Annotated in this window: 20 protein-coding genes and 6 pseudogenes; 22 read left to right on the top strand and 4 right to left on the bottom strand. The window is 64.4% G+C overall.

Annotated elements, in window-relative coordinates:
• The first annotated feature begins 34 nt into the window (after nt 1–34).
• From CUR85_RS01085 to CUR85_RS20015, 7 genes and pseudogenes are all read left to right on the top strand, one after another.
• Nucleotides 35–3052, top strand: a complete 3018-nt coding sequence (locus tag CUR85_RS01085) for a sarcosine oxidase subunit alpha family protein (RefSeq protein ID WP_067266448.1) — start codon at nt 35–37, stop codon at nt 3050–3052.
• Nucleotides 3045–3623, top strand: a complete 579-nt coding sequence (locus CUR85_RS01080) for a sarcosine oxidase subunit gamma (RefSeq protein ID WP_067266443.1) — start codon at nt 3045–3047, stop codon at nt 3621–3623. Before CUR85_RS01085 ends, CUR85_RS01080 begins: the two co-directional genes overlap by 8 nt.
• A 122-nt stretch (nt 3624–3745) precedes the next feature.
• Nucleotides 3746–4344 (top strand): annotated as a pseudogene (locus tag CUR85_RS01075) (superoxide dismutase).
• 379 nt (nt 4345–4723) lie between these two features.
• Nucleotides 4724–4933 carry a hypothetical protein gene (locus CUR85_RS01070; RefSeq protein WP_067266439.1) on the top strand — a complete coding sequence of 70 codons (210 nt, stop codon included), beginning with the start codon at nt 4724–4726 and terminating at the stop codon, nt 4931–4933.
• Nucleotides 4930–5385 (top strand): host attachment family protein, encoded by a 456-nt coding sequence (locus CUR85_RS01065; RefSeq protein ID WP_067266436.1) that lies wholly within the window; start codon nt 4930–4932, stop codon nt 5383–5385. The genes CUR85_RS01070 and CUR85_RS01065 overlap by 4 nt, the downstream gene beginning before the upstream one ends.
• A 66-nt stretch (nt 5386–5451) precedes the next feature.
• Nucleotides 5452–6090: an EamA family transporter RarD gene (gene rarD, locus CUR85_RS01060; RefSeq protein WP_343245396.1), complete on the top strand. Its 639-nt coding sequence runs from the start codon at nt 5452–5454 to the stop codon at nt 6088–6090.
• A complete protein-coding gene (locus tag CUR85_RS20015) occupies nt 6084–6371 on the top strand; it encodes an EamA family transporter (protein ID WP_343245466.1) in 288 nt (95 codons plus the stop codon). The genes rarD and CUR85_RS20015 overlap by 7 nt, the downstream gene beginning before the upstream one ends.
• On the opposite strand, the gene CUR85_RS01055 is transcribed toward CUR85_RS20015, so the two are convergent.
• Complete coding sequence (locus CUR85_RS01055) at nt 6308–6856, bottom strand: LOG family protein (protein WP_067266428.1); 549 nt, start codon at nt 6854–6856, stop codon at nt 6308–6310. The two genes, CUR85_RS20015 and CUR85_RS01055, sit on opposite strands and share 64 nt — an antisense overlap.
• A 104-nt stretch (nt 6857–6960) precedes the next feature.
• On the opposite strand from CUR85_RS01055, the gene CUR85_RS01050 reads away from it, so the two are divergent.
• The 4 genes and pseudogenes from CUR85_RS01050 (at nt 6961) to CUR85_RS01035 (ending at nt 11984) form a co-directional block, all read left to right on the top strand.
• Nucleotides 6961–8877, top strand: coding sequence for a hypothetical protein (locus CUR85_RS01050; protein ID WP_280321110.1), 1917 nt, complete (start codon nt 6961–6963; stop codon nt 8875–8877).
• Nucleotides 8850–9062, top strand: a complete 213-nt coding sequence (locus CUR85_RS01045; RefSeq protein ID WP_280321107.1) for a LysM peptidoglycan-binding domain-containing protein — start codon at nt 8850–8852, stop codon at nt 9060–9062. The genes CUR85_RS01050 and CUR85_RS01045 overlap by 28 nt, the downstream gene beginning before the upstream one ends.
• Before the next feature lie 204 nt (nt 9063–9266).
• Nucleotides 9267–11050 (top strand): annotated as a pseudogene (locus CUR85_RS01040) (ABCB family ABC transporter ATP-binding protein/permease).
• Between the two features lie 103 nt (nt 11051–11153).
• Nucleotides 11154–11984, top strand: coding sequence for an ion transporter (locus tag CUR85_RS01035; RefSeq protein ID WP_231886382.1), 831 nt, complete (start codon nt 11154–11156; stop codon nt 11982–11984).
• Between the two features lie 22 nt (nt 11985–12006).
• On the opposite strand, the gene CUR85_RS01030 is transcribed toward CUR85_RS01035, so the two are convergent.
• Entirely contained in the window at nt 12007–12456 is a 450-nt protein-coding gene (locus CUR85_RS01030) for a DUF302 domain-containing protein (protein ID WP_231886381.1), read from the bottom strand.
• Nucleotides 12457–12607: 151 nt separating this feature from the next.
• Here CUR85_RS01030 and CUR85_RS01025 point away from each other — a divergent pair, with 151 nt between their 5' ends.
• The 3 genes and pseudogenes from CUR85_RS01025 (at nt 12608) to der (ending at nt 16302) form a co-directional block, all read left to right on the top strand.
• Entirely contained in the window at nt 12608–13312 is a 705-nt protein-coding gene (locus CUR85_RS01025; RefSeq protein WP_067266416.1) for a tetratricopeptide repeat protein, read from the top strand.
• A 67-nt stretch (nt 13313–13379) separates the two neighbouring features.
• Nucleotides 13380–14761, top strand: a pseudogene (locus tag CUR85_RS01020) (PQQ-like beta-propeller repeat protein).
• 60 nt (nt 14762–14821) lie between these two features.
• Nucleotides 14822–16302: pseudogene (gene der, locus CUR85_RS01015) on the top strand (ribosome biogenesis GTPase Der).
• A 6-nt stretch (nt 16303–16308) separates the two neighbouring features.
• Here der and CUR85_RS01010 read toward each other — a convergent pair.
• Both CUR85_RS01010 and serS read right to left on the bottom strand, forming a co-directional pair.
• Nucleotides 16309–17025 (bottom strand): hypothetical protein, encoded by a 717-nt coding sequence (locus CUR85_RS01010; protein ID WP_067266409.1) that lies wholly within the window; start codon nt 17023–17025, stop codon nt 16309–16311.
• A 180-nt stretch (nt 17026–17205) separates the two neighbouring features.
• A pseudogene (gene serS / locus CUR85_RS01005) lies at nt 17206–18497 on the bottom strand (serine--tRNA ligase).
• Between the two features lie 217 nt (nt 18498–18714).
• Here serS and yajC point away from each other — a divergent pair.
• The 8 genes and pseudogenes from yajC (at nt 18715) to ccmB (ending at nt 24049) form a co-directional block, all read left to right on the top strand.
• Nucleotides 18715–18993: a preprotein translocase subunit YajC gene (gene yajC / locus CUR85_RS01000; protein ID WP_067266404.1), complete on the top strand. Its 279-nt coding sequence runs from the start codon at nt 18715–18717 to the stop codon at nt 18991–18993.
• Between the two features lie 35 nt (nt 18994–19028).
• Entirely contained in the window at nt 19029–20678 is a 1650-nt protein-coding gene (gene secD / locus CUR85_RS00995) for a protein translocase subunit SecD (protein ID WP_067266402.1), read from the top strand.
• Nucleotide 20679: 1 nt separating this feature from the next.
• Nucleotides 20680–21648, top strand: a complete 969-nt coding sequence (secF, locus tag CUR85_RS00990) for a protein translocase subunit SecF (RefSeq protein ID WP_067266400.1) — start codon at nt 20680–20682, stop codon at nt 21646–21648.
• On the top strand, nt 21641–21940 hold the full coding sequence (locus CUR85_RS00985) for a TSUP family transporter (protein ID WP_280321097.1): 300 nt from the start codon (nt 21641–21643) through the stop codon (nt 21938–21940). Before secF ends, CUR85_RS00985 begins: the two co-directional genes overlap by 8 nt.
• Before the next feature lie 38 nt (nt 21941–21978).
• A complete protein-coding gene (locus CUR85_RS00980) occupies nt 21979–22395 on the top strand; it encodes a TSUP family transporter (RefSeq protein ID WP_280321095.1) in 417 nt (138 codons plus the stop codon).
• Between the two features lie 18 nt (nt 22396–22413).
• The gene (locus tag CUR85_RS00975; protein WP_067266397.1) at nt 22414–22767 is read left to right on the top strand and encodes an Mth938-like domain-containing protein; all 354 of its coding nucleotides are present in this window, start codon (nt 22414–22416) and stop codon (nt 22765–22767) included.
• A gap of 19 nt (nt 22768–22786) precedes the next feature.
• The gene (gene ccmA / locus CUR85_RS00970; protein ID WP_067266393.1) at nt 22787–23398 is read left to right on the top strand and encodes a heme ABC exporter ATP-binding protein CcmA; all 612 of its coding nucleotides are present in this window, start codon (nt 22787–22789) and stop codon (nt 23396–23398) included.
• Nucleotides 23395–24049 (top strand): annotated as a pseudogene (gene ccmB / locus CUR85_RS00965) (heme exporter protein CcmB). Before ccmA ends, ccmB begins: the two are co-directional and overlap by 4 nt.
• Nucleotides 24050–24059: the final 10 nt, after the last annotated feature.

Raw genomic sequence — 24059 nt, 5'->3', positions numbered from 1 at the left:
TTCACCCCATCCTCAGCCCGCAAGGTTTTCCACGATGAGCACAAGACTGGCCACAGGCGGCCGCCTGCTGAACAAAAGCAAACCGCTGAGCTTTACCTTCAACGGCAAGCAGATGCGCGGCTATGAGGGGGACACGCTGGCCTCGGCGCTCTTGGCCAATGATCAGGTGCTGGTCGGGCGTTCGTTCAAATACCACCGCCCGCGCGGCATCGTGACCTCCGGCCCCGAAGAGCCCAACGGTTTGGTCGGTCTTGGCCAAGAGGGGCATTTCGAGCCCAATGCCCGCGTCACCACGACCGAACTTTACGAGGGGTTGGCCGCGGAAAGCCAGAACCACTGGCCGAGCCTTGAGTTCGACGTGGGCGCGATCAACAAACACCTCAGCCGCTTTCTGCCCGCGGGCTTCTACTACAAAATGTTCATGCATCCGCGCCCGCTGTGGAAGCATCTCTATGAGCCGATCATCCGCCATTCCGCCGGTCTGGGCAAAGCGCCCAAGGCGGCAGATGCCGACACCTATGAACACTTCCACGCCTTCTGCGATGTGCTGGTCATCGGCGGCGGTGTCGCGGGGCTTCAGGCTGCTTTGGCCGCGGGCCTGAGCGGTGCGCGTGTCATCGTGATGGAGCAGTCGGCCCATTGGGGCGGGCGGGCGCCGGTTGACGGCGGCACGGTCGACGATGCGCCGGTGGAGGACTGGATCGCCCAAACGCTCGACCATTTGCGCGGCATGGAGAATGTGGACCTGCGCGACCGGACCATGGGGGCAGGGGTTTACGATCACGGCTATGTGCTGGGCTATGAACGGCTGCGGGATCATGCGCCCCAGAGCGCAGGCCCACGTCATCGGCTTTGGCGCGTGCGGGCGGCCCATGTGATCACCGCCACCGGCGCGATCGAACGGCCGCTGAGCTTTGCGGGCAATGACGTGCCGGGCGTGATGCTAGCCTCGGCCATGCGCGACTATGTGGCGAATTACGGGGTCTCACCCGGTGACCGCACCGTGGTGGTGACGAATAATGACAACGCCTATCTCACGGCGATTGCGCTGAAACAGGCGGGGCTTGATGTGCCCGCCGTGCTGGATGCCCGCGTCTTGCCGCAAGACAGCGAATTGGTGGCCGAAGCCCGCGCGCTTGGCATTCGGGTGGTCATGGGCCATGCGGTATCCTCGGTTCAAGGGGGCAAGCGGGTGACCGGTGTGGCCGTCTGTTCGCAGGCAGGCGAAGGGGCCGTGTTGGAAGAGATCGCCTGCGATGCGGTGGCGATGTCGGGCGGCTGGTCGCCGGTGGTGCACCTGTGGTCGCACTGCGGCGGCAAGTTGACGTGGGATGGGGCAAAAGCCTGTTTCCGCCCCGATCAGGACCACCCGCCCACCGGGGCAGACGGCCATGGTTTCGTGACGCCAGCGGGGGCGGCAGCCGGGGTCTTTGCCCTCGACGACGTGCTGCATGACGCCCATGCCGCCGCAGATGGGGTGGCGACATCGCTCGGCTTCAAACTGCCGCGCGATCTGACCGGGCCCACGGCGGCCCGGCGCGAAGAAGCGCCGATGATGCCGGTCTGGCAAATGCCACAGGGCGCCAGCGTCAAACTGCGCGAGAAGACCTTTGTCGACTACCAGAACGACGTAAAGGTCTCGGACGTGCGGCTGGCGGCGCAAGAGGGCTTTGTCTCGGTCGAACATGCCAAACGCTATACCACGCTCGGCATGGCAACGGATCAGGGGAAGCTTAGCAATATCAACGGGCTGGCCACGCTCGCCGGGGCGTTGGATGCAGAGATCCCCAGCGTCGGCACCACCACCTTCCGCCCGCCTTATCACCCGATCTCGATGGGCGCGATTGCGGGGGCGGCGCGGGGCGATACCTTCCAGCCGATCCGCCGCAGCCCGCTACATGACTGGCACGAAGCCAATGGCGCGGTCTGGGAGCCGGTCGGCCAGTGGCGGCGGCCCTACGCCTATGCGCGAGACGGCGAAAGCACCCATGACGCGGTGATGCGTGAGGTGACGAACACGCGCCAGAACCTCGGCCTGCTGGATGCCTCGACCCTTGGCAAGCTGATCGTGCGCGGCCCGGATGCGGCGCGGTTCCTCGACATGATGTACACCAATATGATGTCGACGCTGAAACCCGGCAAATGCCGTTACGGGCTGATGTGCAACGAGAATGGTTTCCTGATCGACGATGGCGTTGTGGCGCGGCTGGATGAGCAGACCTTCCTCTGCCACACGACCACCGGCGGGGCCGACAGCATCCATGCCCATATGGAGGAATGGCTCCAGACCGAGTGGTGGGATTGGAAAGTGCATGTGGTCAACGCCACCGAACATTACGCGCAGGTGGCCGTGGTCGGCCTCAATGCGCGGAAATGTCTGGAGAAACTCGGCGGGATGGATCTGAGCCGCGAGGCGCTTGGCTTCATGGAGTGGACCGAGGGCGAATTGGGCGGCTTCAAGGTCCGCGTCTTCCGCATCTCTTTCTCAGGCGAGTTGAGCTATGAGATCGCCGTTGAGGCCGGACAGGGGCAAGCCTTTTGGGACGCGCTGCTGATCGCCGGGCATGATTTGGGCGTGATGCCCTATGGCACGGAATGTCTGCACATCCTGCGCGCCGAAAAGGGCTTTATCATGATCGGGGATGAGACCGACGGCACGGTGATCCCTCAAGACCTTGGCCTGAACTGGGCGATCTCGAAAAAGAAAGACGACTATCTTGGCAAACGCGCGCAAGAGCGCAGCCATATGCAAGACCCGACCCGCTGGAAACTCGTGGGGCTTGAGACCACAGATGGCAGCACCCTGCCGGATGGGGCCTATGCGCTTGGCGAAGGAGAGAACGAGAACGGCCAGAAGGTGATGCAGGGGCGGGTGACCTCCTCCTATCACTCCCCAACGCTGGACCGGGGCATCGCCATGGGGCTGGTGCTGCATGGACCGGACCGGATGGGCGAGGTGCTGACCTTCCCCGGCACCGATGGCAAGACCTATGAGGCGCGGATCGTCGATCCGGTGTTTTATGATCCCAAAGGGGAGAAACAGAATGTCTGAACCCGTAAGCGCATTGAAGAACGCCCGCTATGACGCTGGTATCGCTGTGATTTCCGAAGTGGCACCCATGGGCATGATCACCATGCGCGGTGACCTTGACACGCCCTCTCTGCGCAAGGTGACCAAGAAACTCACCGGGGTGGAGCGCCCCGAGCGGGGGCAATGCCGCTTCGCCGGGGATGCTGGGGCCGCTTGGATGTCGCCCGATGAATTGCTGCTCTTTTGCCCCCACGCGCAGGTGCCCGAGGTGCTGGCGCGGCTGCATGCGGCCTTCGAGGATACCCATACCACCGCCATGGATGTCTCTGGCGCGCGGGCGGCGTTTCGTGTCGAAGGCCCCCATGCGCGGGAGGTGCTGGCCAAGCTCGCCCCCGTCGACCTCGCCCCGGATCAATTCACCCCCGGCATGTTCCGCCGCACGCGGATGGGGCAGGTGCCCGCCGCCTTTTGGCTGCGGGACGATGGCGCCTTTGAGGTGATCTGCTTTCGCTCGGTGGCGCAGTATATGTTCGACCAGCTCTGCGTCGCGGCCCAGCCCGGCAGCGCGGTCGGCCATTTCCAAACGGCGTAAGTCGGGAGAAAAACTGACTATTTCTCTCGGAACGGATGTGATTTGCAGACGTTGACCTTGACGTTGCCGCTTGATCCCCATCAAGTGGCCGCAGCGAAATTTCCAAACGAGGAGGCCCAGAAATGGCTTTTGAACTTCCCGATCTCCCCTATGCCCACGACGCGCTTGCATCCAAGGGCATGTCCAAGGAAACGCTGGAATACCACCACGACAAGCACCACAACGCCTATGTCACCAACGGCAACAAGGCGATCGAGGGCACCGAGTGGGAGGGCAAGACCTCGAAGAGATCATCAAGGGCACCTATGACCCGAACGCCGTGGCCCAGTCCGGCATCTTCAACAACATCTCTCAGCTGTGGAACCACAACCAGTTCTGGGAAATGATGAGCCCCGAAGACAACAAGATGCCCGGTGAGCTGGAAAAGGCGATCACCGAGAGCTTTGGTTCCGTCGACAAGTTCAAGGATGAGTTCAAGGCCGCGGGCGCAGGCCAGTTCGGCTCCGGCTGGGCATGGCTGGTGAAAGACAAAGACGGCAGCCTGAAGGTCACCAAGACCGAGAACGGCGTGAACCCGCTCTGCTTTGACCAGACTGCGCTGCTCGGCTGTGACGTGTGGGAGCATTCCTACTACATCGACTTCCGCAACGCGCGCCCCGACTACCTGTCGAACTTCCTCGACAACCTTGTGAACTGGGACAATGTCGCGTCGCGTCTGTGATCTAGGGGCGGCGCGTGCGAGAGCCGCTCGCGCCTGATGCGTGTGGCGCTCTCCCAGTCACCGACGCCCACGGCTACGCCGCAGGCTGGGTGAACTGGGACAACGTCGCGTCGCGCCTGTGATCTAGCGGCGGCGCGTGCGAGAGCCGCTCGCGCCTGATGCGTGTGGCGCTCTCCCAGTCACCGACGCCCACGGCTACGCCGCAGGCTGGGTGAACTGGGACAACGTCGCCTAGCGTCTGTGATATGACGGTGCGGCCTTACGGCTAGCCCGAACAAGACAGAAACCCCGCAGCCTGCTGCGGGGTTTTTCGTTGGAACCCAAGACCCTTCGCGGATGTTTTTCTCCTGAGACTTCACGACAAAAAAAGGAGGACAACATGGCCGAGCGGAAGCGATCCAACGACGGTAGCAAGGAGACGGAAAAATTCCTCTCCGATACCGAGACGCCAGACCAAGGTGGCCGCGCCGGGGGTGATCTGCAAAAGGACGTTGGCACCCAAGACGCCATGCGCCGCGCCGAAAAGGGCGAAGACGGCGTGACCCGCGTCACCGGCGAAGACAAACGCAACCATGGAGAGCCTTCATGACCAAACTCAGCCAAGACACATGGGTGCTGATCGCGGATGGCGAAAAGGCCCTTTTCCTGCAAAACTACACGGACGGCGAAGACCCCTATCTTCAGGTCGTGCGCAAGGAGGAGCAGGAGAACCTACCGGCGCGGGAGCAAGCCGCCAACCGCCCCGGCCGGATGAGCGATGGTCCGAGCGGGCACCGTTCTGCCTTTGACGACACGGATTGGCATGAGCTGGAAAAAGAGCGCTTCGCCAAAGACTTGTCGGACATCCTTTACAAACTGGCCCATAAGGGCCGCTTTGATCGGATCGTCTTGGTGGCCCCTCCGGCAGTGCTGGGCGACCTGCGCGATGACCTCCACAAAGAGGTGCAGAGCAAGGTGGTAGGGGAAATCCCCAAGACCCTGACCAACCACCCCATCGACGAGATTGAAAAGATCGTGGCCGGGGAATTGGCCCAAGCCTGACTTTTCCCTTGGCGCGGGAATTGATTGCCTTCACAAGGAAGCAGTCTACCGCGCCAAGGATTTCCCATGACCGACACCACCAAGGGTTTCGCCGCTATGATCGCGGCCTGCTGTATCTGGGGATTGTCGTCTATCTTCTACAAAATGCTGTCGCATGTGCCCGCCGCCGAGGTGCTGGCCCATCGCACCCTCTGGTCACTGGTGTTCTTCGTGATCGTGCTGGCGGTGCAGCGGCGGCTGCGCGCGATCCTTGACGCGATGGTCGGGCCGCGGGCCTTCGGCCTGCTTGCTTTCGCGGCGCTGGTGATCGCGACGAATTGGTACCTCTTCATCTGGGCGGTTCAGAGCGGGCAGGCGACGGAGGCGGCCTTGGGCTATTACATCTTCCCGCTGGTCTCGGTCCTGCTGGGCCGTCTGGTCTTTGCCGAGCGGCTGAGCCCCGTACAGCTTTTCGCGGTGGGGCTGGTGACGGTCGCGGTCTCGCTGCTCACCTATGGCTTGGGCACTGCGCCTTGGCTCGCCATGGCGTTGGCGGCGTCTTTTGGGCTTTATGGGCTGGCGAAAAAGAGGTTGGCGGTGGGGCCGGTCGTCTCCGTCACCGCTGAGGTGCTGCTGTTATCGCCCCTTGCGGTGCTCGTGCTGTGGCAAACGGGTGACAATGGGGCGGGGGCCTTCGGGCCTCCTTCCGCGATACGGCGCTGCTGATACTCGCCGGGCCGATCACCGCAACGCCGCTGATCCTGTTCAGCTATGCGGCACGGCGGCTGTCGATGGCGACGGCCGGATTGCTGAGCTACATCAACCCGACCTTGCAGTTTTTCTGCGCCGTGGTCCTGTTTCGCGAGCCCTTCACGGGCTGGCATGTGCAGGCCTTCGTGCTGATCTGGTGCGCGCTGGCGGTCTATTCCGTCAGCACCTTCCGTCAGGACAAGGCGCGGCGCAGAGCGCTGAGAGCGGCATCGGCATCCGGCACTACGGTGACGTAATCCAGCAGCGTCGCATCGGCAAAGCCATGGGCCACGACATGGTTCATCAGCGACATGAAGGGATCCCAGTATCCGTTTGTGTTCACAAGGAAAATAGGCTTTTCATGCAGGCCCAATTGGCGCCATGTCAGCACCTCGAAAAGCTCATCCAATGACCCCGCGCCGCCGGGCAGGACCGCCACGGCATCGCAGTTCATGAACATCACCTTTTTGCGCTCATGCATCGTTTCGGTCACGATATAGCGGGTCAGATCGGTCTTGCCGACTTCCCATGCCACGAGATGCGCGGGGATCACGCCGAAGGTGTCGCCGCCTGCCGTTTGGGCGGCGCGCGCAACGCTGCCCATCAGCCCGACATCGCCCGCGCCATAGACCAGCCGCAGCCCGGCCTCGGCCAGACCGCGGCCCAGTGTTTCGGCGTCTTGGGTGAAGGCTTCGTCGTCGCCGGGGCGGGAGCCGCAATAGACACAGACAGAATGTTGCATGGTAAAGTGTCCTGTTGATTAGGAAAATTCGGCGCGGATCGTCTGCGCTTTTGACCCCTGTTAGCCTGCTTGCTAAAAAGGCTCAACCACAGGGGAAGTAGAGAATGTTCAAGGGATTTGGCCGGTTTGGCGGCATGGGGGCGATGGCGGCGGGCGCCTTTGCGGCGGCGGTGCTGGCGCTTGGCGCTTGGATCGGCAGCAAGCGCGGCGCGCCGGAGGAGGCAGCCTCTGAGACGGTGGCCGTGCTCCCCGAACGCGATGCCACCCTTGAGAATGCCACGCTGGTGCCAGATGCTGTGAAAGGTGTCTCGGTCGGCCCCGAGGGTGAGGCGGCGACGGAGCCCGAGGCGGTGCCGCAGGCCCCGGCCTTTGACGAAGTGCGCCGCGAAAGCGACGGGATGACGGTGATCGCGGGCCGCGCGGCGCCCGGCAGCACCGTGGCCGTGTTGAAGGATGGCGAAGAGGTGGCCCGCGCTACCGCCGATGGGGCCGGGAAATTCGCGACCCTCGCCATGATCCCGCCCGATGGCAAGGGCCATGTGCTGACGCTTTTGGGCCAGGACGGCGCGGCAGAGCTTGCTTCGGAAGAGGAGATTATTCTCACCCCTCGCGCAGCGCCGGTGCAGTTGGCGGAGGCCGATATCGCGCCGGAGGAAAGCCCGGTTGCGTCGGTTGAGGAGGGGGCCACACAGTCGGTTGATACGGCGGAGCCTGAAACCTCTGAGACCACGATGGAAGAGCCGATCCCGGCAACTACGAACGACGCTGAAGAGGAGAGCGCGGCAGCGACGGGTCAAAACCCAGCCGCTGCGCAGGCGGAGCAGGCGACCCCTCTGGCCGGAACGGCCACAGCAGAGGCGGAGCGCGCTGCGACCGACAATGCGGACGCGCAAGACGTCGAGGCGGACCGAGACCAGTCGACTTCAGAGGGGGCTGACACGGTGGACGAAATCGCATCGAGAGAGCAAGACCCGGCTATCGCCGAAGAGGAGGTCGGCTCCGCCCCCGCTCAGGCCACCCCGCTCTCCGATACCGGGACCGCTGACGTAGAGAGCAGAACGTCGGAGCAACCCTCTCAAGCGATGCCGATGGCCGAAACAGGCACCGCGGAGGACGAAAGCGCGGCGGCGTTGGATCAAACCAGTGCCGCCGGGCAGAGCGCGGATAGCAACACCGCGCCGTCCCAAGCGACGCCAATGGCCGGAACGGGCAGCGCCGAAGACGTGAGCGCCGCGACGGTAGAGCAAGACGATGCCGCCGAGCAGGGCGAAGATACCAGCACCGCTCCGGCCCAAACCACACCAATGGCGGGAACGGGTACGGCTGAAGACGTGAACGCCGCGCCGCGGGACCAAGACGGAGCCGCCGATCAGGGGGCAGGCACCAGCGCCACGCCTTCTCAAGCGACGCCGGTGGCGGAAACCGGCACCGATGAGGGCGACACCGCCGCGCCAAACGCTGACGGTGAGGCGCCATCTCAAGCCACCCCGCTGGCAGAGACGGGAACTACTGAGAGAGACGCCACCCTCGCGCAAACACCGCCCGCCGCCGCGACCGAGGCCCCGAACCTCGCCGACCGCAGCCCATCGGCGCCCGAGCCCACGAACCCCGCCCCTGCGGAGGAGCCCGACACCATCGCCGCACCGGCGAAGCCGCCCGCGCCCGCGCCGGTGTTGAAATCCACCGCCGAAGGGGTCGAACGGCTTGACACCGCGCCGCCGCAGGTGATGACCAATGTGGCGCTCGACACCATCGGTTACTCCGATCAGGGCGATGTGCAACTGGCGGGCCGTGCCCAGCCGGACACCCGCGAAGTGCGCGTCTATCTGAACAACAACGCCGTGATCAGCCTGCCGGTCGATCAAGAGGGCCGCTGGCGGGGTGATCTGCCCAATGTCGATGAGGGCGTCTATACCCTGCGCGTAGATGAGCTTTCCCGCGGCGGCGATGTGACCAGCCGGGTAGAGACCCCCTTCAAACGCGAATCCCCGAGGTGCTGGCCGCCGCCACCGAGGGGCTGACCGGCCCGCTCAGCGCGGTGACGGTGCAAAAAGGCGATACACTCTGGGCAATCACGCGCACGCGCTATGGTGATCCTCTGCTCTATGTGAAGGTTTTCGAGGCCAATAGCGCGAATATCCGCGACCCCGATCTGATCTACCCCGGACAGGTTTTCGACCTGCCCGAAGACCCGGCATCGGAGTGATCTAAGCGGCCAAAACCGGGGCGGCATTCGCAGCGCGCAGAGCGGCTGTGCGCCGCCCGGTACTGGCAACCCAAGGCCATGGGGCCTATGTAGCCTGTAATCACTTCAGGAATTCCCATGCCAGCCGATACAGACCAATCTAACGCCGCGCGGCGGCGCGACCGCAAGACGCCCAAGCCCGAACGCATCCCCACAGAGGCCGAGATGATCGACGCCGCCGAGCGGCAGTCGGGCTTTCTGGTGCTGCGCAAGGTCGCGCCCTACCTCTGGCCCAAGGATATGCCATGGGTGAAACGCCGGGTGGTTCTGGCCATGCTGGCGCTGCTGGTGTCGAAGCTGATCATCGTCGCCACGCCGTTCTTCTACCGCGACGCGGTGGATGCGCTGGCGGGCGAGGGCGCGCCGATGCTGGCGCTTGGCGCGATTGGTCTGACCGTGGCTTACGGCATGGCGCGGCTGATGGGGGTGGGCTTTCAACAGGTCCGCGATGCGGTGTTTGCACGCGTCGGGCAGCGCGCCCTGCGGATGCTGGCGCTTGAGACCTTCCAGCACATCCACAAACTCTCGATGCGCTATCACATCACCCGCAAGACCGGGGGCTCAGCCGGATCATCGAGCGGGGGGTCAAAGGTGTCGACTTTCTGCTGCGCTTTCTGCTCTTCTCCATCGGGCCGCTGATCCTTGAGCTGATCCTCGTGGGCGTGATCCTCGCCGTGCTCTTTGACGTCTGGTATCTGGCGGTCGTGGCGGTGACCATTGCGCTCTACGTCTGGTTCACCTTTGCCGTCACCGAATGGCGCGTGCGCCTGCGGCGGCAGATGAATGACAGCGATACCGACGCCAACCAAAAGGCGATCGACAGTCTGCTGAACTATGAAACGGTGAAATACTTTGGCGCAGAGGGGCGCGAGGCCGCGCGCTATGACGCCGCGATGGCCGATTATGAGAACGCGGCGATCAAGACGAACTATTCGCTGGCCTTCCTGAACTTTGGCCAAGCCCTGATCATCACCGCGGGGCTCGTGGGGGTCATGGTCATGGCGGCGATGGGCGTGCAAAGCGGCGAGCTGAGCGTCGGCGACTTCGTCATGGTGAACTCCTACATGATCCAGCTGACCGTGCCGCTGAACTTCCTTGGCACCGTTTACCGTGAGATTCGTCAGGCGCTGGTGGACATGGGGCAGATGTTCGGCCTGCTCGAACAACCGGCCGAGATTGACGACAAGCCAAACGCGCCGGATCTCAAGGTGACGGGCGGCCATGTGACGCTTGAAAACGTGCGCTTTGCCTATGACACCGACCGCGAAATCCTCAAAGGCATCTCGCTTGAGGCGCGCCCCGGAGAGACGGTGGCGATCGTCGGCTCGACCGGCTCGGGCAAATCCACCATCGGGCGGCTGTTGTTCCGCTTCTACGATGTCGCGGGCGGGGCGCTCAAGATCGACGGGCACGACGTGCGCGACGTGACCCAGCATTCGCTGCATATGGCGATTGGCGTGGTGCCGCAGGATACGGTGCTGTTTAACGACACCATTGGCTACAACATCGCCTATGGCCGCGATGGGGCGACGCAGGAAGAGGTCGAAGACGCCGCGCGCGCAGCACAGATCCACGATTTTATCATGGCACTGCCGCAGGGCTATAAGACCATGGTCGGCGAACGGGGGCTAAAGCTTTCGGGCGGTGAGAAACAGCGCGTGGGCATCGCGCGGACCCTGCTGAAAGACCCGCCGATCCTGTTGTTGGATGAGGCGACAAGCGCGCTCGACAGCGAGACGGAGCATGAGATCCAAGATGCGCTGCGCCGCGCGGGCCAAGGGCGCACGGTGCTGACCATCGCCCACCGCCTCTCGACCATCGCCGAGGCCGACCGCATCGTCGTGTTGGAGAAGGGCGAGATCATTGAACAGGGCAGTCATGAGGTGCTGCTCGCCCAAGGTGGGCGCTATGCCCAGCTTTGGCAGCGTCAGCAGGCGGAAGAAGAGTAGACGGAGAAGCTGGCCCCGCCTTCTGTTTCGGCAGGCAGGCGGGGCATTGCCGCCGAGGGGTGCATTTGCGGGCGATCTGCTCTTGCACTGTGCGGGGCGGCGCATGATATCTACCGCCATGACCGATCTTTCGACCCCCTCGCAGACCTCGCTGCGCGCCCGCGCCGCCCGGCTGGCCGACCGCCCTTCGTTCCAGAATTTCATTCTGGGCGTGATTCTCTTTAACGCCGTGATCTTGGGGCTTGAAACCTCGGACGAGGTGATGGGGCAGGTCGGGCCGCTGATCCTGCTTCTGGACCGTATTTGTCTTGCCATTTTCGTCATCGAAATTGCGATCAAGCTTTTCGGGCGCGGGTTTGATTTCTTCAAACGCGGGTGGAGCATCTTTGACTTCGTCATCGTCGCGATCTCGCTGATCCCGGCCACCCAAGGGCTCAGCGTTCTGCGGGCCCTGCGCATCCTGCGGCTGCTGCGCGTCGTCTCGGTCGCGCCCTCGCTGCGCCGCGTGGTGGAGGGGTTGGTCAACGCGCTGCCCGGCATGGGGTCGGTCTTTTTGCTGATGGGGGTGATCTTTTACATCGCCTCCGTCATGGCCACCAAACTCTTTGGCGCGGATTTCCCGCAGTGGTTCGGCACGCTGGGCCAGTCGGGCTATTCGCTGTTTCAGATCATGACGCTCGAGTCGTGGTCTATGGGCATCGTGCGCCCGGTGATGGAGGTCTATCCCTATGCCTGGATGTTCTTCGTGCCCTTTATCATGGTCACCACCTTCGCAGTGGTGAACCTGTTGGTCGGTCTGATCGTGAACTCGATGCAAGACGCGCATCATGAGGAAAGCAACGAGCAGACCAACACCTACCGCGATGAGGTCATGTCGCGGCTGACCGATCTGGAAAACCTGATCAAGGCGCAGAACACCCCGCCCAAATCCTAAGAGGCCGGGCGGGGAGAGGGCGTTATTCCTCGCCGATCGCCTTGGCGGTGAGATTGTCCAGCGCCTTGGTCATCTTGGTGAGATATTCCGCCTCTTCGGGCAGGCCGTGGGCGGTGACCAGCGTTTCAGGCGCGGCATAGGTCACATGCACGGCCCCCTCGCCATCGGCGTAGACCAGCACCCGCATCGGCAGGTCCAGCCCGGCGGTCTGGGCATCTTGCATCGCGGGGGTGCCGAGCTTTGGGTTGCCAAAGATCAAAAGCTGCGTCGGGCGCAATTCCATCTCGACCTTTTCGGCCCCGGCGGCGTGATCGACCCGGGCAAAGACCTCGGCCCCTGCCGCCTCAACCGCGCTTTCCAGCCGGTCCATCGTCGTGGGCACGTCATGGGGTGAGACCTTGGCCACCAAATCCTGCGCCAATGCGGGCATGGCCGCCATCACGACACCTGCCGCCAGTGCAATCGCTTTCATCGTCGTCTCCTTTCGCTGCATTCTGCCCCAGACCTAGCGTGACGCGCCCCCGGGCCAAGCGGTCGGCGAAAAGGCGCTGCGGTTCGCTGGGTCTTGGCTTGGCTGGCCACGCGCGGTAAGAGGGGCAAAATCAGGCCGGGGGCAGGGCGCGATGAGCGATACCGACAGTTTTATTGACGAAGTGAACGAAGAGGTCCGCCGCGACCGGCTATACGGCTACCTGCGCCGCTACGGTTGGATCGCCGTGCTGGCCGTGGTGGCCATCGTTGGTGGTGCCGCGTGGAACGAATACAGCAAAGCACAGGAGCGGGCCGAGGCCGAAGCTCTGGGGGATGCGATGCTTGCCGCGCTCGAAGCGGATGCCAGCAATGCCCGCGCCGAAGCGCTCGCCCCGATCGAGGCCGATGGCCCCGGTGCCCGCGCCGTGCTGAACTTCATGCGCGCCGATGCGCTGGCCGAAGCGGGTGAGACCGATGCCGCTGTGGAGCAGCTTGATGCCGTGGCGCTCGACGGTGACCTCGCGCCGATCTACCGGGCCTTGGCGCATTTCAAGATCGTGACCCTTCAGGGCCAATCTGTGCCCGTGGCCGAGCGGCGTCAAGCGCTCGAAGCGCTGGCCCAGCCCGGTGCCCCGCTGCGCCTGTTGGCCGAAGAGCAACTGGCCCTGATCGACATCCAAGAGGGTGAGACCGACAAGGCCGTGGCGCGCTACCAGTCCATTCTCTCCGATGCGGAAACCACCCCGGACTTGCAACAACGCGCCCTTCAGGTGATTGTGGCCCTGGGTGAAGAACCGGGTGATGAGGGCGCCGCCGCAGAGGCCGCGCTGGAGATCCCCGAAGCAACGGGTGACTGACACATATCCACCCGCCAAAAATGGCGGGGGCGTGAAGGTTGAGGAAAGACAGAAAGTGAGCAGGTCCATGACGAAGCATCGCGAAACCGAACCCGGGCAAGCGGGTCTGCGGGGTCTGGGCGTGGCGGGGGCCATCGGTGCCGCGCTGTTGCTGACGGCCTGCGCGGATGAGCAAACCTATCTGCCGGGCAAACGCGAAGACGTGCGCGCGGTGTTGCAAAACCCCGGCGTGCAAGACCCTGCCTTTGACGCGGCCACCGGTCCCGTGCCAGAGAATGCCAGCCGCGCCATCGCTCTGGGCGGCACGGTGAACAACGCCAATTGGACCCATAGCATCGGCACCGCCGCGACCCGCATCAGCCATCCCGCGCTGCGGACCGCGTTGCAGCCGGTCTGGAGCGCCGATATTGGCGCGGGCGACAGCCGCAAACAACGTATTACCGCCGATCCGGTGGTGGCGGGCGGGCGTGTCTTCACGCTCGACGCCGGGGCGCAGGTCACCGCGACCTCGACCTCGGGCCAAACGCTCTGGACCCGTGACCTCACCCCCGCATCCGACCGCGAAGGCCAAGCCACCGGCGGCGGCCTCGCCGTGGATGGGGAAACGCTCTATGTCTCCGTGGGCTTTGGCGTTTTGGCCGCGCTCGACGTGACAACCGGCGGCGTGCGCTGGACCCAAGACCTTGACGCCACCGGTTCGGGCACGCCGACCGTCTCGGGCGATCTGGTCTATCTCACGGCGGGCGACGATACCGGCTGGGCGCTCGACAAAACCACTGGCCGCATCCAGTGGCAGACCGGCGCTGTGACCAGCCTCAGCAATGTGCTGGGCGCGCCTGCGCCCGCCGTCACCAGCGATCTGGCGATCTTTGCCTTCGGCTCGGGCGAGGTGCAGGGGCTGTTCCGCCAAGGCGGGCTTGAACGGTGGTCGACCTCCGTTCTGGGCAAACGTCCGGGCCGCGCGCTGAGCTTTGTGGGCGATGTGACAAGCGCGCCTGTGGTCTCGAACGGGACCGTCTATGTGGGCAATCATTCGGGCCGTCTGGCCGCGCTGGATGTCAACAGCGGCGACCGTAAGTGGGTCGCACGTGACGGGGCGATTGGGCCGGTTTGGCCTGCGGGCGATTCTGTCTTTGCAGTCACGGACCTGAACGAACTGGTCCGGCTCGACGCCAGCACGGGTCGCCGCATCTGGGGCACGCCGCTGCCGAATTTCGTCAAGGACAAGCCCAAGAAGCAATCCGAAGTGGTGGCCCATTACGGCCCGATCATCGCCGGGGGCGCGTGATCGTGGCCTCCAACGACGGGGTGCTGCGCAGCTTTGACCCCGTGAGCGGCGGGCTGACGGGCACCACCCAAATCCCCGGCGGGGCAACCACCGCCCCGGTCGTGGCGGGCGGCACGCTTTATGTCGTCTCCACCAAGGGGCAATTGCACGCTTTCCGTTAGGCCGCAAATAGGCTAAGGCGCGTGTCTGAACTGGCCCAACCGGGGCCCGGAGCCTGAATTATGTCCTTTACCCTTGCCATCGTGGGCCGTCCCAATGTCGGGAAATCCACGCTGTTCAACCGCCTTGTCGGCAAGCGCCTGGCGCTGGTCGATGACCAGCCCGGCGTGACCCGCGACCTGCGCGAAGGCGCGGCCAAACTGGCCGACCTGCGCTTTACCGTGATCGACACCGCGGGGCTGGAAGAGGTCACCGACGATAGCCTGCAAGGCCGGATGCGCCGCCTGACCGAACGTGCGGTGGACATGGCCGATGTCTGTCTCTTCATGATCGACGCACGCGTCGGCGTGACCCCCTCTGACATGGTCTTTGCCGAGATCCTGCGCAAGAAATCCGCCCATGTGATTCTCGCGGGCAACAAGGGGAGGGCAAGGCCGCCGACGCCGGAATGATCGAGGCCTATTCGCTGGGTCTGGGTGAGCCTATTCGCATGTCCGCCGAACATGGTGAGGGGCTGACCGATCTTTACACCGCACTGATGCCGCTGGCGGATGAATATGCCGAACGTGCCACCCAAGACGCGCCCGAGACGGATGTGGACCTGCCTGAGGATGACGCCGATCTCGAAGCCGAATCCCTGCCGATGCCGACCCGCGCCAAGCCGCTACAGGTCGCCGTAGTAGGCCGCCCCAATGCGGGCAAATCCACGCTGATTAACCAGATTCTGGGTGAGGACCGTCTGCTGACCGGCCCAGAGGCCGGGATCACCCGCGATGCGATCTCGCTGACCACCGAATGGGCCGGGCCGGATGGTGAGCCTGTGCCGATGCGCATTTTCGACACCGCGGGCATGCGCAAAAAGGCCAAGGTGCAGGAGAAGCTGGAAAAACTCAGCGTCAGTGACGGTCTGCGCGCGGTAAAATTCGCCGAGGTTGTGGTGCTTCTGCTCGACGCCGAAATCCCGTTCGAGCAGCAAGACCTGCGCATCGCCGATCTGGCCGAGCGTGAGGGCCGTGCCGTGGTCGTCGCCGTGAACAAATGGGACATCGAAGAGAACCGGCAGGAGAAGCTGCGCGATCTTAAGGAGAGCTTCGAGCGGCTTTTGCCGCAGTTGCGCGGAGCGCCGCTGATCACCGTGTCGGCCAAGACGGGCAGGGGCCTCGACCGGCTTCAGGCCGCGATCATGCGCGCCTATGAGGTCTGGAACCGCCGGGTGACCACCGCGCAGCTGAACCGCTGGCTCTCGGGCATGATGGAGGCGCATCCGCCCCCCGCGCCGCAGGGCAAGCGCATCAAGCTGCGCTATATGACCCAAGCCAAGACCCGCCCGCCAGGCTTCGTGGTGATGTGCAGCCATCCCGACAAGGTGCCGGACAGCTACACGCGCTATCTGGTCAACGGCTTGCGGTTGGATTTCGATATGCCCGGCACGCCGATCCGTCTGTGGATGCGCGGCCAGTCCGACGCCAACCCCTATAAGAACCGCAAGAAAGCGGCACCGTCGAAGCTGCGCAAACACACCGACGGTCGCCGCAAGGACTAAGCGCGCTCAGCCGCGCCGAAACGCCCTGACGGTGGGCAGCGCCACGATGACGCTGCCCCCGAGCGCCAGATAGGCGACCAAGGGCGTCTCGCCCCAATTGGTCACGACCACGCCCACCAGCCCCCAGATCACCGCGATGCCATAGGTCGGTGTCCGCCCCAGAGCGGTCTGGACGATGGCGCCGATTGCAATCGCCAGTCCGACAAAGACCACCGCTGCTGTCTGCTCTTCCAAATAGCCGTATCCCGCGGCCAGCAGTGCCAGCGACACGCAGGAGGCGGCAGATAGCCAGCCCGCGTAGAGCCCCACCGGCGCGGCGGCCCAGAGCGGGTCTTCGACCGGGGCGAGGAATAGGGCGACGAGGGCGGTGATCAGCATGATCCAGATCAGTATCGCGGCCCAGACCGGGCTCATGGTGGCCACGGCGAGCCATGTGGTCCCCACGGCGAGCGACAGGCAGAGCGGCACGCGCATGTCGTGCCACTGCCCATCCCGCGGCGCGCGCAGCAGGCCATAGCCAAGGCCCGCGATCAGCCACAGGTAAATCACCCCCCAGATGGAAAAGGCATAGCCCGCAGGCTGCGCGGGCGGGTTGTCCTGCGGAATGGGGAATTGGTTCGGATCAAAGCCCGAGAAGCTGGGAACGAAAAAGGGCGAGATTGCGAAGGCGATGCTGAGCAGCAGGGCAAGCACGGCGATCAGAGTGCGGGAGGATTTGGGCAAGGTCGGCCTCGCGGGATTGGCTGTTGCGTTACAGCTGATCCTAGAGCGCCCGCGCGCCACGGCAACCAAGGTCGCACCAAAGGTGCGTCCAACATAATCTGGCACGCCCCCGGCGGGGCGGGGCGGGCAGGCGATGGCCCGACCCCTGCGGGGCGGATCGGGCCTAGCGGTGGCTGACCCTTAGGCGAGCACACCTTCCGCAGTGAGGGTCGTCTTCCCCCCAGATAGGGCGCAAGCGCCTCGGGCAGCTTCACCGAGCCATCCGCCTGCTGGCCATTTTCCAGCACCGCAATCAGGCAACGCCCAACCGCCAGCCCCGAGCCATTCAGCGTATGCACGAACTGCGGCTTGCCGCCGCCCTCGGGTTTGAACCGCGCGTTCATGCGCCGCGCCTGAAAATCGCCGGTGGTGGAGACCGAGGAGATCTCGCGGTAGCAATCCTGCCCCGGCACCCAGGCTTCGATGTCATAGGTCCGCCGCGCGCCGAACCCCATGTCGCCGGTGCAGAGGATCACCGTCCGGTAGGGCACGCCGAGCTTCTCGAGGATGCCCTCGGCGCAAGCCACCATGCGCTGCTGTTCGGCGTCGCTCTCATCCGGGTGGGTGATCGAAACCATCTCGACTTTCTCGAACTGGTGCTGACGCAGCATCCCAGCGGTGTCGCGGCCCGCGCTGCCGGCCTCGGAACGGAAGCAGAGCGTATGGGCGGTGAGACGGATCGGCAGGGCGCTTTGCTCCAGCGTGTCGCCGCCCACCGAATAGGTCAGCGGCACTTCAGAGGTCGGCACCAGCCACCAGCCATCCGTGGTCTGATAGCTGTCCTCGCCGAATTTCGGCAGTTTGTCGGTGCCATACATCGCCTCGTCGCGCACCAGCACGGGGGAGTTCACCTCTGTCAGGCCGTTCTCGTCGACATGGGTGTCAATCATGAACTGCGCCAGCGCGCGGTGCACCCGCGCCACGGCACCTTTCAGCATGACGAAACGCGCGCCCGAAGTCTTGGCGGCGGTCTCGAAATCCATGCCGGGTTTGACGCCTTTGATCTCGTAATGCTCGACCGGTTTGAAATCGAAGGCGGGCTTCTCGCCCCAGCTTTTCACCTCGACATTGTCGTTCTCATCATCGCCTTGAGGCACGTCATCGGCGGGGTTGTTGGGGATGCGGGCGAGCATGTCGGTCAGCTTCGCGTCCAACTCCTGCGCCTCGGCGTTCATTGCGGCGACTTCGGCCTTTTTGTCGCTGACCAGCGCGCGCAGGCGCTCGAACTCGGCCTCATCCCCACGGCCTTTGGCGGCGCCGACTTCCTTGCTGGCCTTGTTCTGCTCGGCCTTGGCGCTCTCGGCGGCGGCGATCTTGGCGCGGCGCGCGGCATCAAGGGACAGCACCGCCTGCGACATCGCCGCCTCGCCCCGGCGGGCAAGAGCGGCGTCAAAAGCCTCGGGATTGTCGCGGATGGCGCGGATGTCGTGCATGGGTTTGTCCTCAAGATCGGGTGAGTCGGTTTTGCTGCCTTATGCCTTAATGTGCGGTGCGGGGGTAGGGGCCGCAACCATGCGGCGATTGGCCCCGTGCGGGCGGGCAGGCGGCATCGGCTTTCCACCTTGCACCCCGCTGCCACCGCGCATAGGTTCTGGCCAAATTCTCAAGGCCCATTTTGCGGCCCAATACCCATCGAAAAGGACGACCCCCATGGAAGGCATCCAGCAATTCGTGCCGCTGATCCTGATCTTCGCGATCATGTATTTTCTGCTCATCCGCCCGCAGCAGAAGAAGGCGAAGGAACATCAGGCCATGGTGGCCGGTCTGCGCCGGGGCGATCAGGTCGTGACCCAAGGCGGCATCATCGGCAAGGTCTCCAAGGTCAAAGACGATGGTGAGATTGAGGTGGAAATCGCCGAAGGCGTGAAAATTCGCGTGGTGCAGGCCACCATCGCCACCGTGGTCTCCAAGACCGAACCGGCGAAATAAACCCTACCCCGAGGCCGCAACCCAAAGGCGGAACTATGCTACAGATTGATCTGTGGAAGCGGATTGTCATTGTCCTGACCTGTCTGGCAGGGCTTTGGCTGGCGCTTCCCAATGCCTTTTACGCTCCTGTCGAAAAGCACAATGACGCCGTTGCGGCCATCGAGGTTCAGGGCAGCACGCCCGAACTGGAAGCGCAGCGCGCGCTTTGGCCCGAATGGATGCCCTCGGGGCTGGTGAACCTTGGCCTTGACCTGCGCGGCGGTGCGCATCTACTGGCCGAAGTGCAACTGGCCGATGTCTATGCCTCGCGCATGGAAGCGCAATGGCCCGAGGTGCGCGACGCTCTGCGCAGCCTGACACCGGTGCGCCGGCAAGAGGCGCCAGCGGGGGAGTTGCGGGTCCGTCTGAACGATCCGTCGAAAATGGCCGAGGCGCTGCAGATCACCCGTGATCTGGCCCGCCCCGTGACCACCGTGACCGGCGCAGGCGGCAGCGACATCGACGTGAGCGGGGCCGATGGCATCATCACCATCACCCTGTCGGATGCCGAAAAACAGGCGACCGACGAACGCACCATGCAGCAGAGCCTCGAAATCGTGCGGCGCCGCATCGACGAGGTCGGCACCCGTGAGCCGACGATTCAACGTCAGGGGGCGGACCGCATCCTGATCCAAGTCCCCGGCATCGGCTCAGCGGCCGAGTTGAAAGCCATCATCGGCACCACGGCGCAGCTGACCTTCAACCCGGTGGTCAACCGCGGCTCGAATGAGAACGACAACCCCGGCATTGGCAACGCCATCCTGCCCGCGGCGGATGAAGAAGGCGTCTTCTACACAATCGAGACCGCCCCCGTCGTCACCGGCGAGCAATTGGTCGACGCGCAGCCAAGCTTTGACCAGAACGGCGCGCCTGCCGTGTCCTTCCGTTTTGACACCTCCGGCGCACGCAAGTTCGGCGATTACACGGCTGAGAACATCGGCTCTCCCTTCGCCATCGTGCTCGACGATGAAGTCATCAGCGCGCCGACGATCCAGAGCCATATTCCCGGCGGGTCGGGCATCATCACCGGGCGCTTCTCGGTTGAGGAAAGCACCAACCTTGCCGTGCTGCTGCGCGCGGGCGCCCTGCCCGCGGGGCTGAGCTTTGTCGAAGAGCGCACCATTGGCCCGGAACTGGGCCAAGACAGCATCGACGCAGGCAAGATCGCGACCATGGTCGCCTTCGTCGCCGTGCTGTTCTTCATGTGGGCGTCCTACGGGCTGTTCGGCTTTTTCGCCAATATAGCGCTGCTTATCAACGTCGGGCTGATCTTTGGCCTTTTGAGCCTGATCGGGGCCACGCTGACGCTGCCGGGCATCGCCGGGATCGTGCTGACCGTCGGCATGGCCGTTGACGCCAACGTGCTGATTTTCGAGCGTATCCGCGAGGAGCAACGCAATGCCAAAGGCGCTGCGCGGGCAATCTCACTGGGGTATGAGCGCGCGCTCAGCGCCATTCTGGATGCCAATATCACGACTTTCATCGTGGCGGTCATCCTCTTCGCTCTCGGCTCTGGCCCGGTGCGCGGCTTTGCCGTCACGCTGGGGCTGGGCATCGTCACATCGGTTTTCACCGCCTTCTTCGTCACCCGCTTGCTGGTGGTGATCTGGTTTGAACGCCGCCGTCCCAAGACAATCGAGGTTTGACATGCGACTGAAGCTGGTACCCGACAATACGAACTTCGATTTCTTCGGCTATGCCAAGATCACCTTTGGCGCCTCGGTGGTGTTGATGGTCCTGTCCCTGATCGCTTGGAGCGTGATGGGTCTGAACTTCGGCATCGACTTCCGGGGCGGCACCACCCTGCGGACCGAAAGCTCCCAAGCCGTCGACGTAGGCGCTTACCGCGATGCGTTGGCCCCGCTGGAGCTGGGCGACGTGACCATCTCCGAGGTCTTTGACCCCGGTTTCGGCGCGGACCGCCATGTGGCGATGATCCGCGTGCAGGCCCAAGAAGGGCAGCAGGCGGCGACCACCGACACGATCGAAACCATCGAAGCGGCACTGCAAAGCGTCGCCCCCGATATCAAGTTCACCTCTGTCGAATCCGTGGGGCCCAAGGTCTCGGGTGAGCTGATCCAGACCGCCTTCCTTGCCGTGGGCGGGGCGCTGGCGGCGATCCTGATCTACATCTGGCTGCGGTTCGAATGGCAATTCTCGGTCGGCGCGGTGGTGGCGCTGTTCCACGACGTGGTGCTGACCATCGGGCTGTTCTCGCTCCTGCAGATCCGTTTCGACCTGCCAGTCGTGGCGGCGATCCTGACCATCATCGGCTATTCGATCAACGACACCGTGGTGATCTTTGACCGCCTGCGGGAGAACCTGCGCAAATACAAAAAGCGGCCCCTGCGCGATGTGATGAACCTCAGCGTGAACGAGACGCTGAGCCGTACGTTGATGACCTCGGGCACCACCTTGCTGGCGCTGATCGCGTTGCTGATCTTGGGCGGCGACGTGATCCGGGCCTTCGTCTTTGCCATCACATGGGGCGTGATCGTGGGCACCTATTCTTCGGTCTATGTGGCCAAGAACGTGGTGCTCTACCTTGGCGTGAAGCGCGACTGGTCCAAGCCCGACGCGGGCGCGGGCACGCAATTCGCCAATATTGATGCCTGACCTGCTGGCGCAGGCCATCGCCACCCCCGGGGTGGCATGGCTTGCGCTGGCCGTGATGGTGGCGGGGCTGGTGCGCGGCTTCGCCGGTTTCGGCTCCGCCATGATCATCATGCCCGTCGCGGCCTCTGTCCTCTCCCCGGTCGAAGCGATTCTGTTTCTCACCGCTGCCGAATTGATCGGCCCCCTGCCAAACCTCCCCGATGCCCTGCGCGAAGGCGCGCCCCGCGAAGTGGGGCGGCTGCTCCTCGGCGTGCTGATCGGGATGCCGCTTGGGCTCTGGGGCTGTCGCTGATCTCGCCCGAAGGGTTCGGCTGGATAGTCTCGGGCGTGGTGCTGGGGCTTCTGGCGCAGCTGCTTGCGGGCTGGCGCTATCACGGCCCACTTGGCGCGAAGCTGGTGACGGCCACCGGCGCTCTGGGTGGCTTTATGACCGGTTTTGCGGGCATCGCCGGGCCGCCGGTGATCCTGCTCTATATGGCAAGCCGCAGGCCCGCTGCGGTGATCCGGGCGAATTTTTTGCTCTATCTTCTGGGGCTCGACCTGATGCTTTTTGCCATGCTGGCGGCGACGGGGCAGGTGGTCAGGCCGGTGCTGTGGCTGGGCCTCTTGGCCGGGGTGCCGAATGTTATCGCCAATATCATCGGGGCGCGGCTATTTGACCCAAAGCGAGAGCGGCTTTTTCGCGCAGTGGCCTATATCGTCATCGCCGCATCGGCTATCCTCGGCCTGCCGCTGTGGAGTATCTGAGCCTGTGAGGGACGTGACATGCGATTGAACGAGATCACCTATACCGACGCCAAACCGATCGACGGCTACGGCCCCGGCTTTTTCCGCATCGACGGAGAGGTTGTCGAGGGTGCGCAGGTGATCGGCCCTGAGGGCATCACCGGCTGGGGCGGTCTGGCCGATCCCGCGCCAGTGCTGGCGCTGGCGGGCAAAGTGGATGTCGTCTTCCTCGGCACCGGGTCGGAGGTGGCGCATATCCCCGATGACCTGCGTGAGACCTTGGAAGAGGCCGGGCTGGGGGTCGAGGTCATGTCCTCTCCCGCCGCTTGCCGCACCTACAACATTCTGCTGAGCGAGGGGCGGCGCATCGCGCTGGCTCTCTTGCCGGTCTAAGGGCGGAGCGGCGCGGCCAGTGCAAGTCAGCAACCTTAGCGTCGCACGCGGCGGGGTGCCCGTGCTCTCGGGCCTGTCCTTCGCGCTGGCGGCGGGGGAGGCCTTGGTGCTGCGCGGCCCGAACGGGGCCGGAAAGACGACGCTGCTGCGCTGTATCGCCGGGCTGCAAGCGCCGCTCACGGGGCAGATCGAGGGGGCGGAGGACCGGGTCGCCTATGCCGCCCATGCGGATGGGCTGAAATCCATGCTAACCGTCCGCGAGAACCTGAGCTTTTGGGCGCAGGTCTTTGGCAACACTGGCATTTCCGCAGCACTTGATGGCTATGCGCTGCGCCCTTTGGCGGACCGTTTGGCCGCGACCCTTTCCGCCGGGCAGAAGCGCCGTTTGGGCTTGGCGCGGCTCTTGGTGACGGGGCGGCCGATCTGGGTCTTGGACGAGCCGACGGTCTCGCTCGACGCGGATGCGGTGGCGCTGTTCGGCGCTGTCCTGCGCGGGCATTTGGCGGCGGGCGGATCGGCCCTCATGGCCACGCATATCGATCTGGGGGTGGAGGCGCGCATGCTCGACATCAGCGCCTACCGCGCGGCCCCCGATGCCGATCTTGGCGCAAGCGATGCGGCCTTCCTATGAAGGCGTTGCTGCTGCGAGACCTGCGTTTAGCGCTCCGGGCGGGCGGGGGCTTTGGCCTTGGTTTGGCGTTCTTTCTGATCGTGACGATGCTGGTGCCCTTCAGCGTCGGGCCAGAGGCCACGCTGCTGCGCGCGATTGCGCCCGGTGTGCTTTGGCTCGGGGCGCTTTTGGCCTGTCTTCTGTCGCTCGACCGTCTGCTGGCGCTCGATCTCGAAGACGGCTCGTTGGAGCTGCTGCTGACCGCCCCGCTGCCGCTGGAAGGGGCGCTGGCGGTCAAGGCTTTGGCGCATTGGTTGACCACCGGGCTGCCGCTGGTTCTGGCGGCGCCCTTTCTGGGGTGATGCTGCAACTCGCGGCGCCCGGTCATCTGTGGCTGCTGGTCTCGCTGGCGCTCGGCACGCCTGCGCTGTCGGTCATCGGCATGTTCGGCGCGGCGCTGACGGTGGGGATCAAACGCGGCGGGTTGCTGCTGTCGCTACTCGTGCTGCCGCTCTACATTCCGACGCTGATTTTCGGGCCGAAGTCGCCCGGCGCGGGGCGGCGGGCTTGGAGGCCACGACGCCGCTTTTGATGCTGGCGGGGCTGACGCTGGCCGTGGTGGCCTTGATGCCATTTGCCGCAGCCGCCGTGCTACGGATGGGGTTGCGATGACCCCGAAAAA

This window comes from Sulfitobacter faviae (assembly GCF_029870955.1).
In the GTDB taxonomy this organism is placed as follows: domain Bacteria; phylum Pseudomonadota; class Alphaproteobacteria; order Rhodobacterales; family Rhodobacteraceae; genus Sulfitobacter; species Sulfitobacter faviae.
This window is presented reverse-complemented; position numbering and strand designations above follow the sequence as displayed.

Bases quoted from the DNA above. Each gene is read 5' to 3' on its own strand.
- CUR85_RS01085 (WP_067266448.1), top strand. From the start codon at position 35: ATGAGCACAAGACTGGCCACAGGCGGCCGCCTGCTGAACAAAAGCAAA.
- CUR85_RS01080 (WP_067266443.1), top strand. From the start codon at position 3,045: ATGTCTGAACCCGTAAGCGCATTGAAGAACGCCCGCTATGACGCTGGT.
- CUR85_RS01070 (WP_067266439.1), top strand. From the start codon at position 4,724: ATGGCCGAGCGGAAGCGATCCAACGACGGTAGCAAGGAGACGGAAAAA.
- CUR85_RS01065 (WP_067266436.1), top strand. From the start codon at position 4,930: ATGACCAAACTCAGCCAAGACACATGGGTGCTGATCGCGGATGGCGAA.
- rarD (WP_343245396.1), top strand. From the start codon at position 5,452: ATGACCGACACCACCAAGGGTTTCGCCGCTATGATCGCGGCCTGCTGT.
- CUR85_RS01055 (WP_067266428.1), bottom strand. From the start codon at position 6,856: ATGCAACATTCTGTCTGTGTCTATTGCGGCTCCCGCCCCGGCGACGAC.
- CUR85_RS01050 (WP_280321110.1), top strand. From the start codon at position 6,961: ATGTTCAAGGGATTTGGCCGGTTTGGCGGCATGGGGGCGATGGCGGCG.
- CUR85_RS01035 (WP_231886382.1), top strand. From the start codon at position 11,154: ATGATATCTACCGCCATGACCGATCTTTCGACCCCCTCGCAGACCTCG.
- CUR85_RS01030 (WP_231886381.1), bottom strand. From the start codon at position 12,456: ATGAAAGCGATTGCACTGGCGGCAGGTGTCGTGATGGCGGCCATGCCC.
- CUR85_RS01025 (WP_067266416.1), top strand. From the start codon at position 12,608: ATGAGCGATACCGACAGTTTTATTGACGAAGTGAACGAAGAGGTCCGC.
- yajC (WP_067266404.1), top strand. From the start codon at position 18,715: ATGGAAGGCATCCAGCAATTCGTGCCGCTGATCCTGATCTTCGCGATC.
- secD (WP_067266402.1), top strand. From the start codon at position 19,029: ATGCTACAGATTGATCTGTGGAAGCGGATTGTCATTGTCCTGACCTGT.
- secF (WP_067266400.1), top strand. From the start codon at position 20,680: ATGCGACTGAAGCTGGTACCCGACAATACGAACTTCGATTTCTTCGGC.
- CUR85_RS00985 (WP_280321097.1), top strand. From the start codon at position 21,641: ATGCCTGACCTGCTGGCGCAGGCCATCGCCACCCCCGGGGTGGCATGG.
- CUR85_RS00975 (WP_067266397.1), top strand. From the start codon at position 22,414: ATGCGATTGAACGAGATCACCTATACCGACGCCAAACCGATCGACGGC.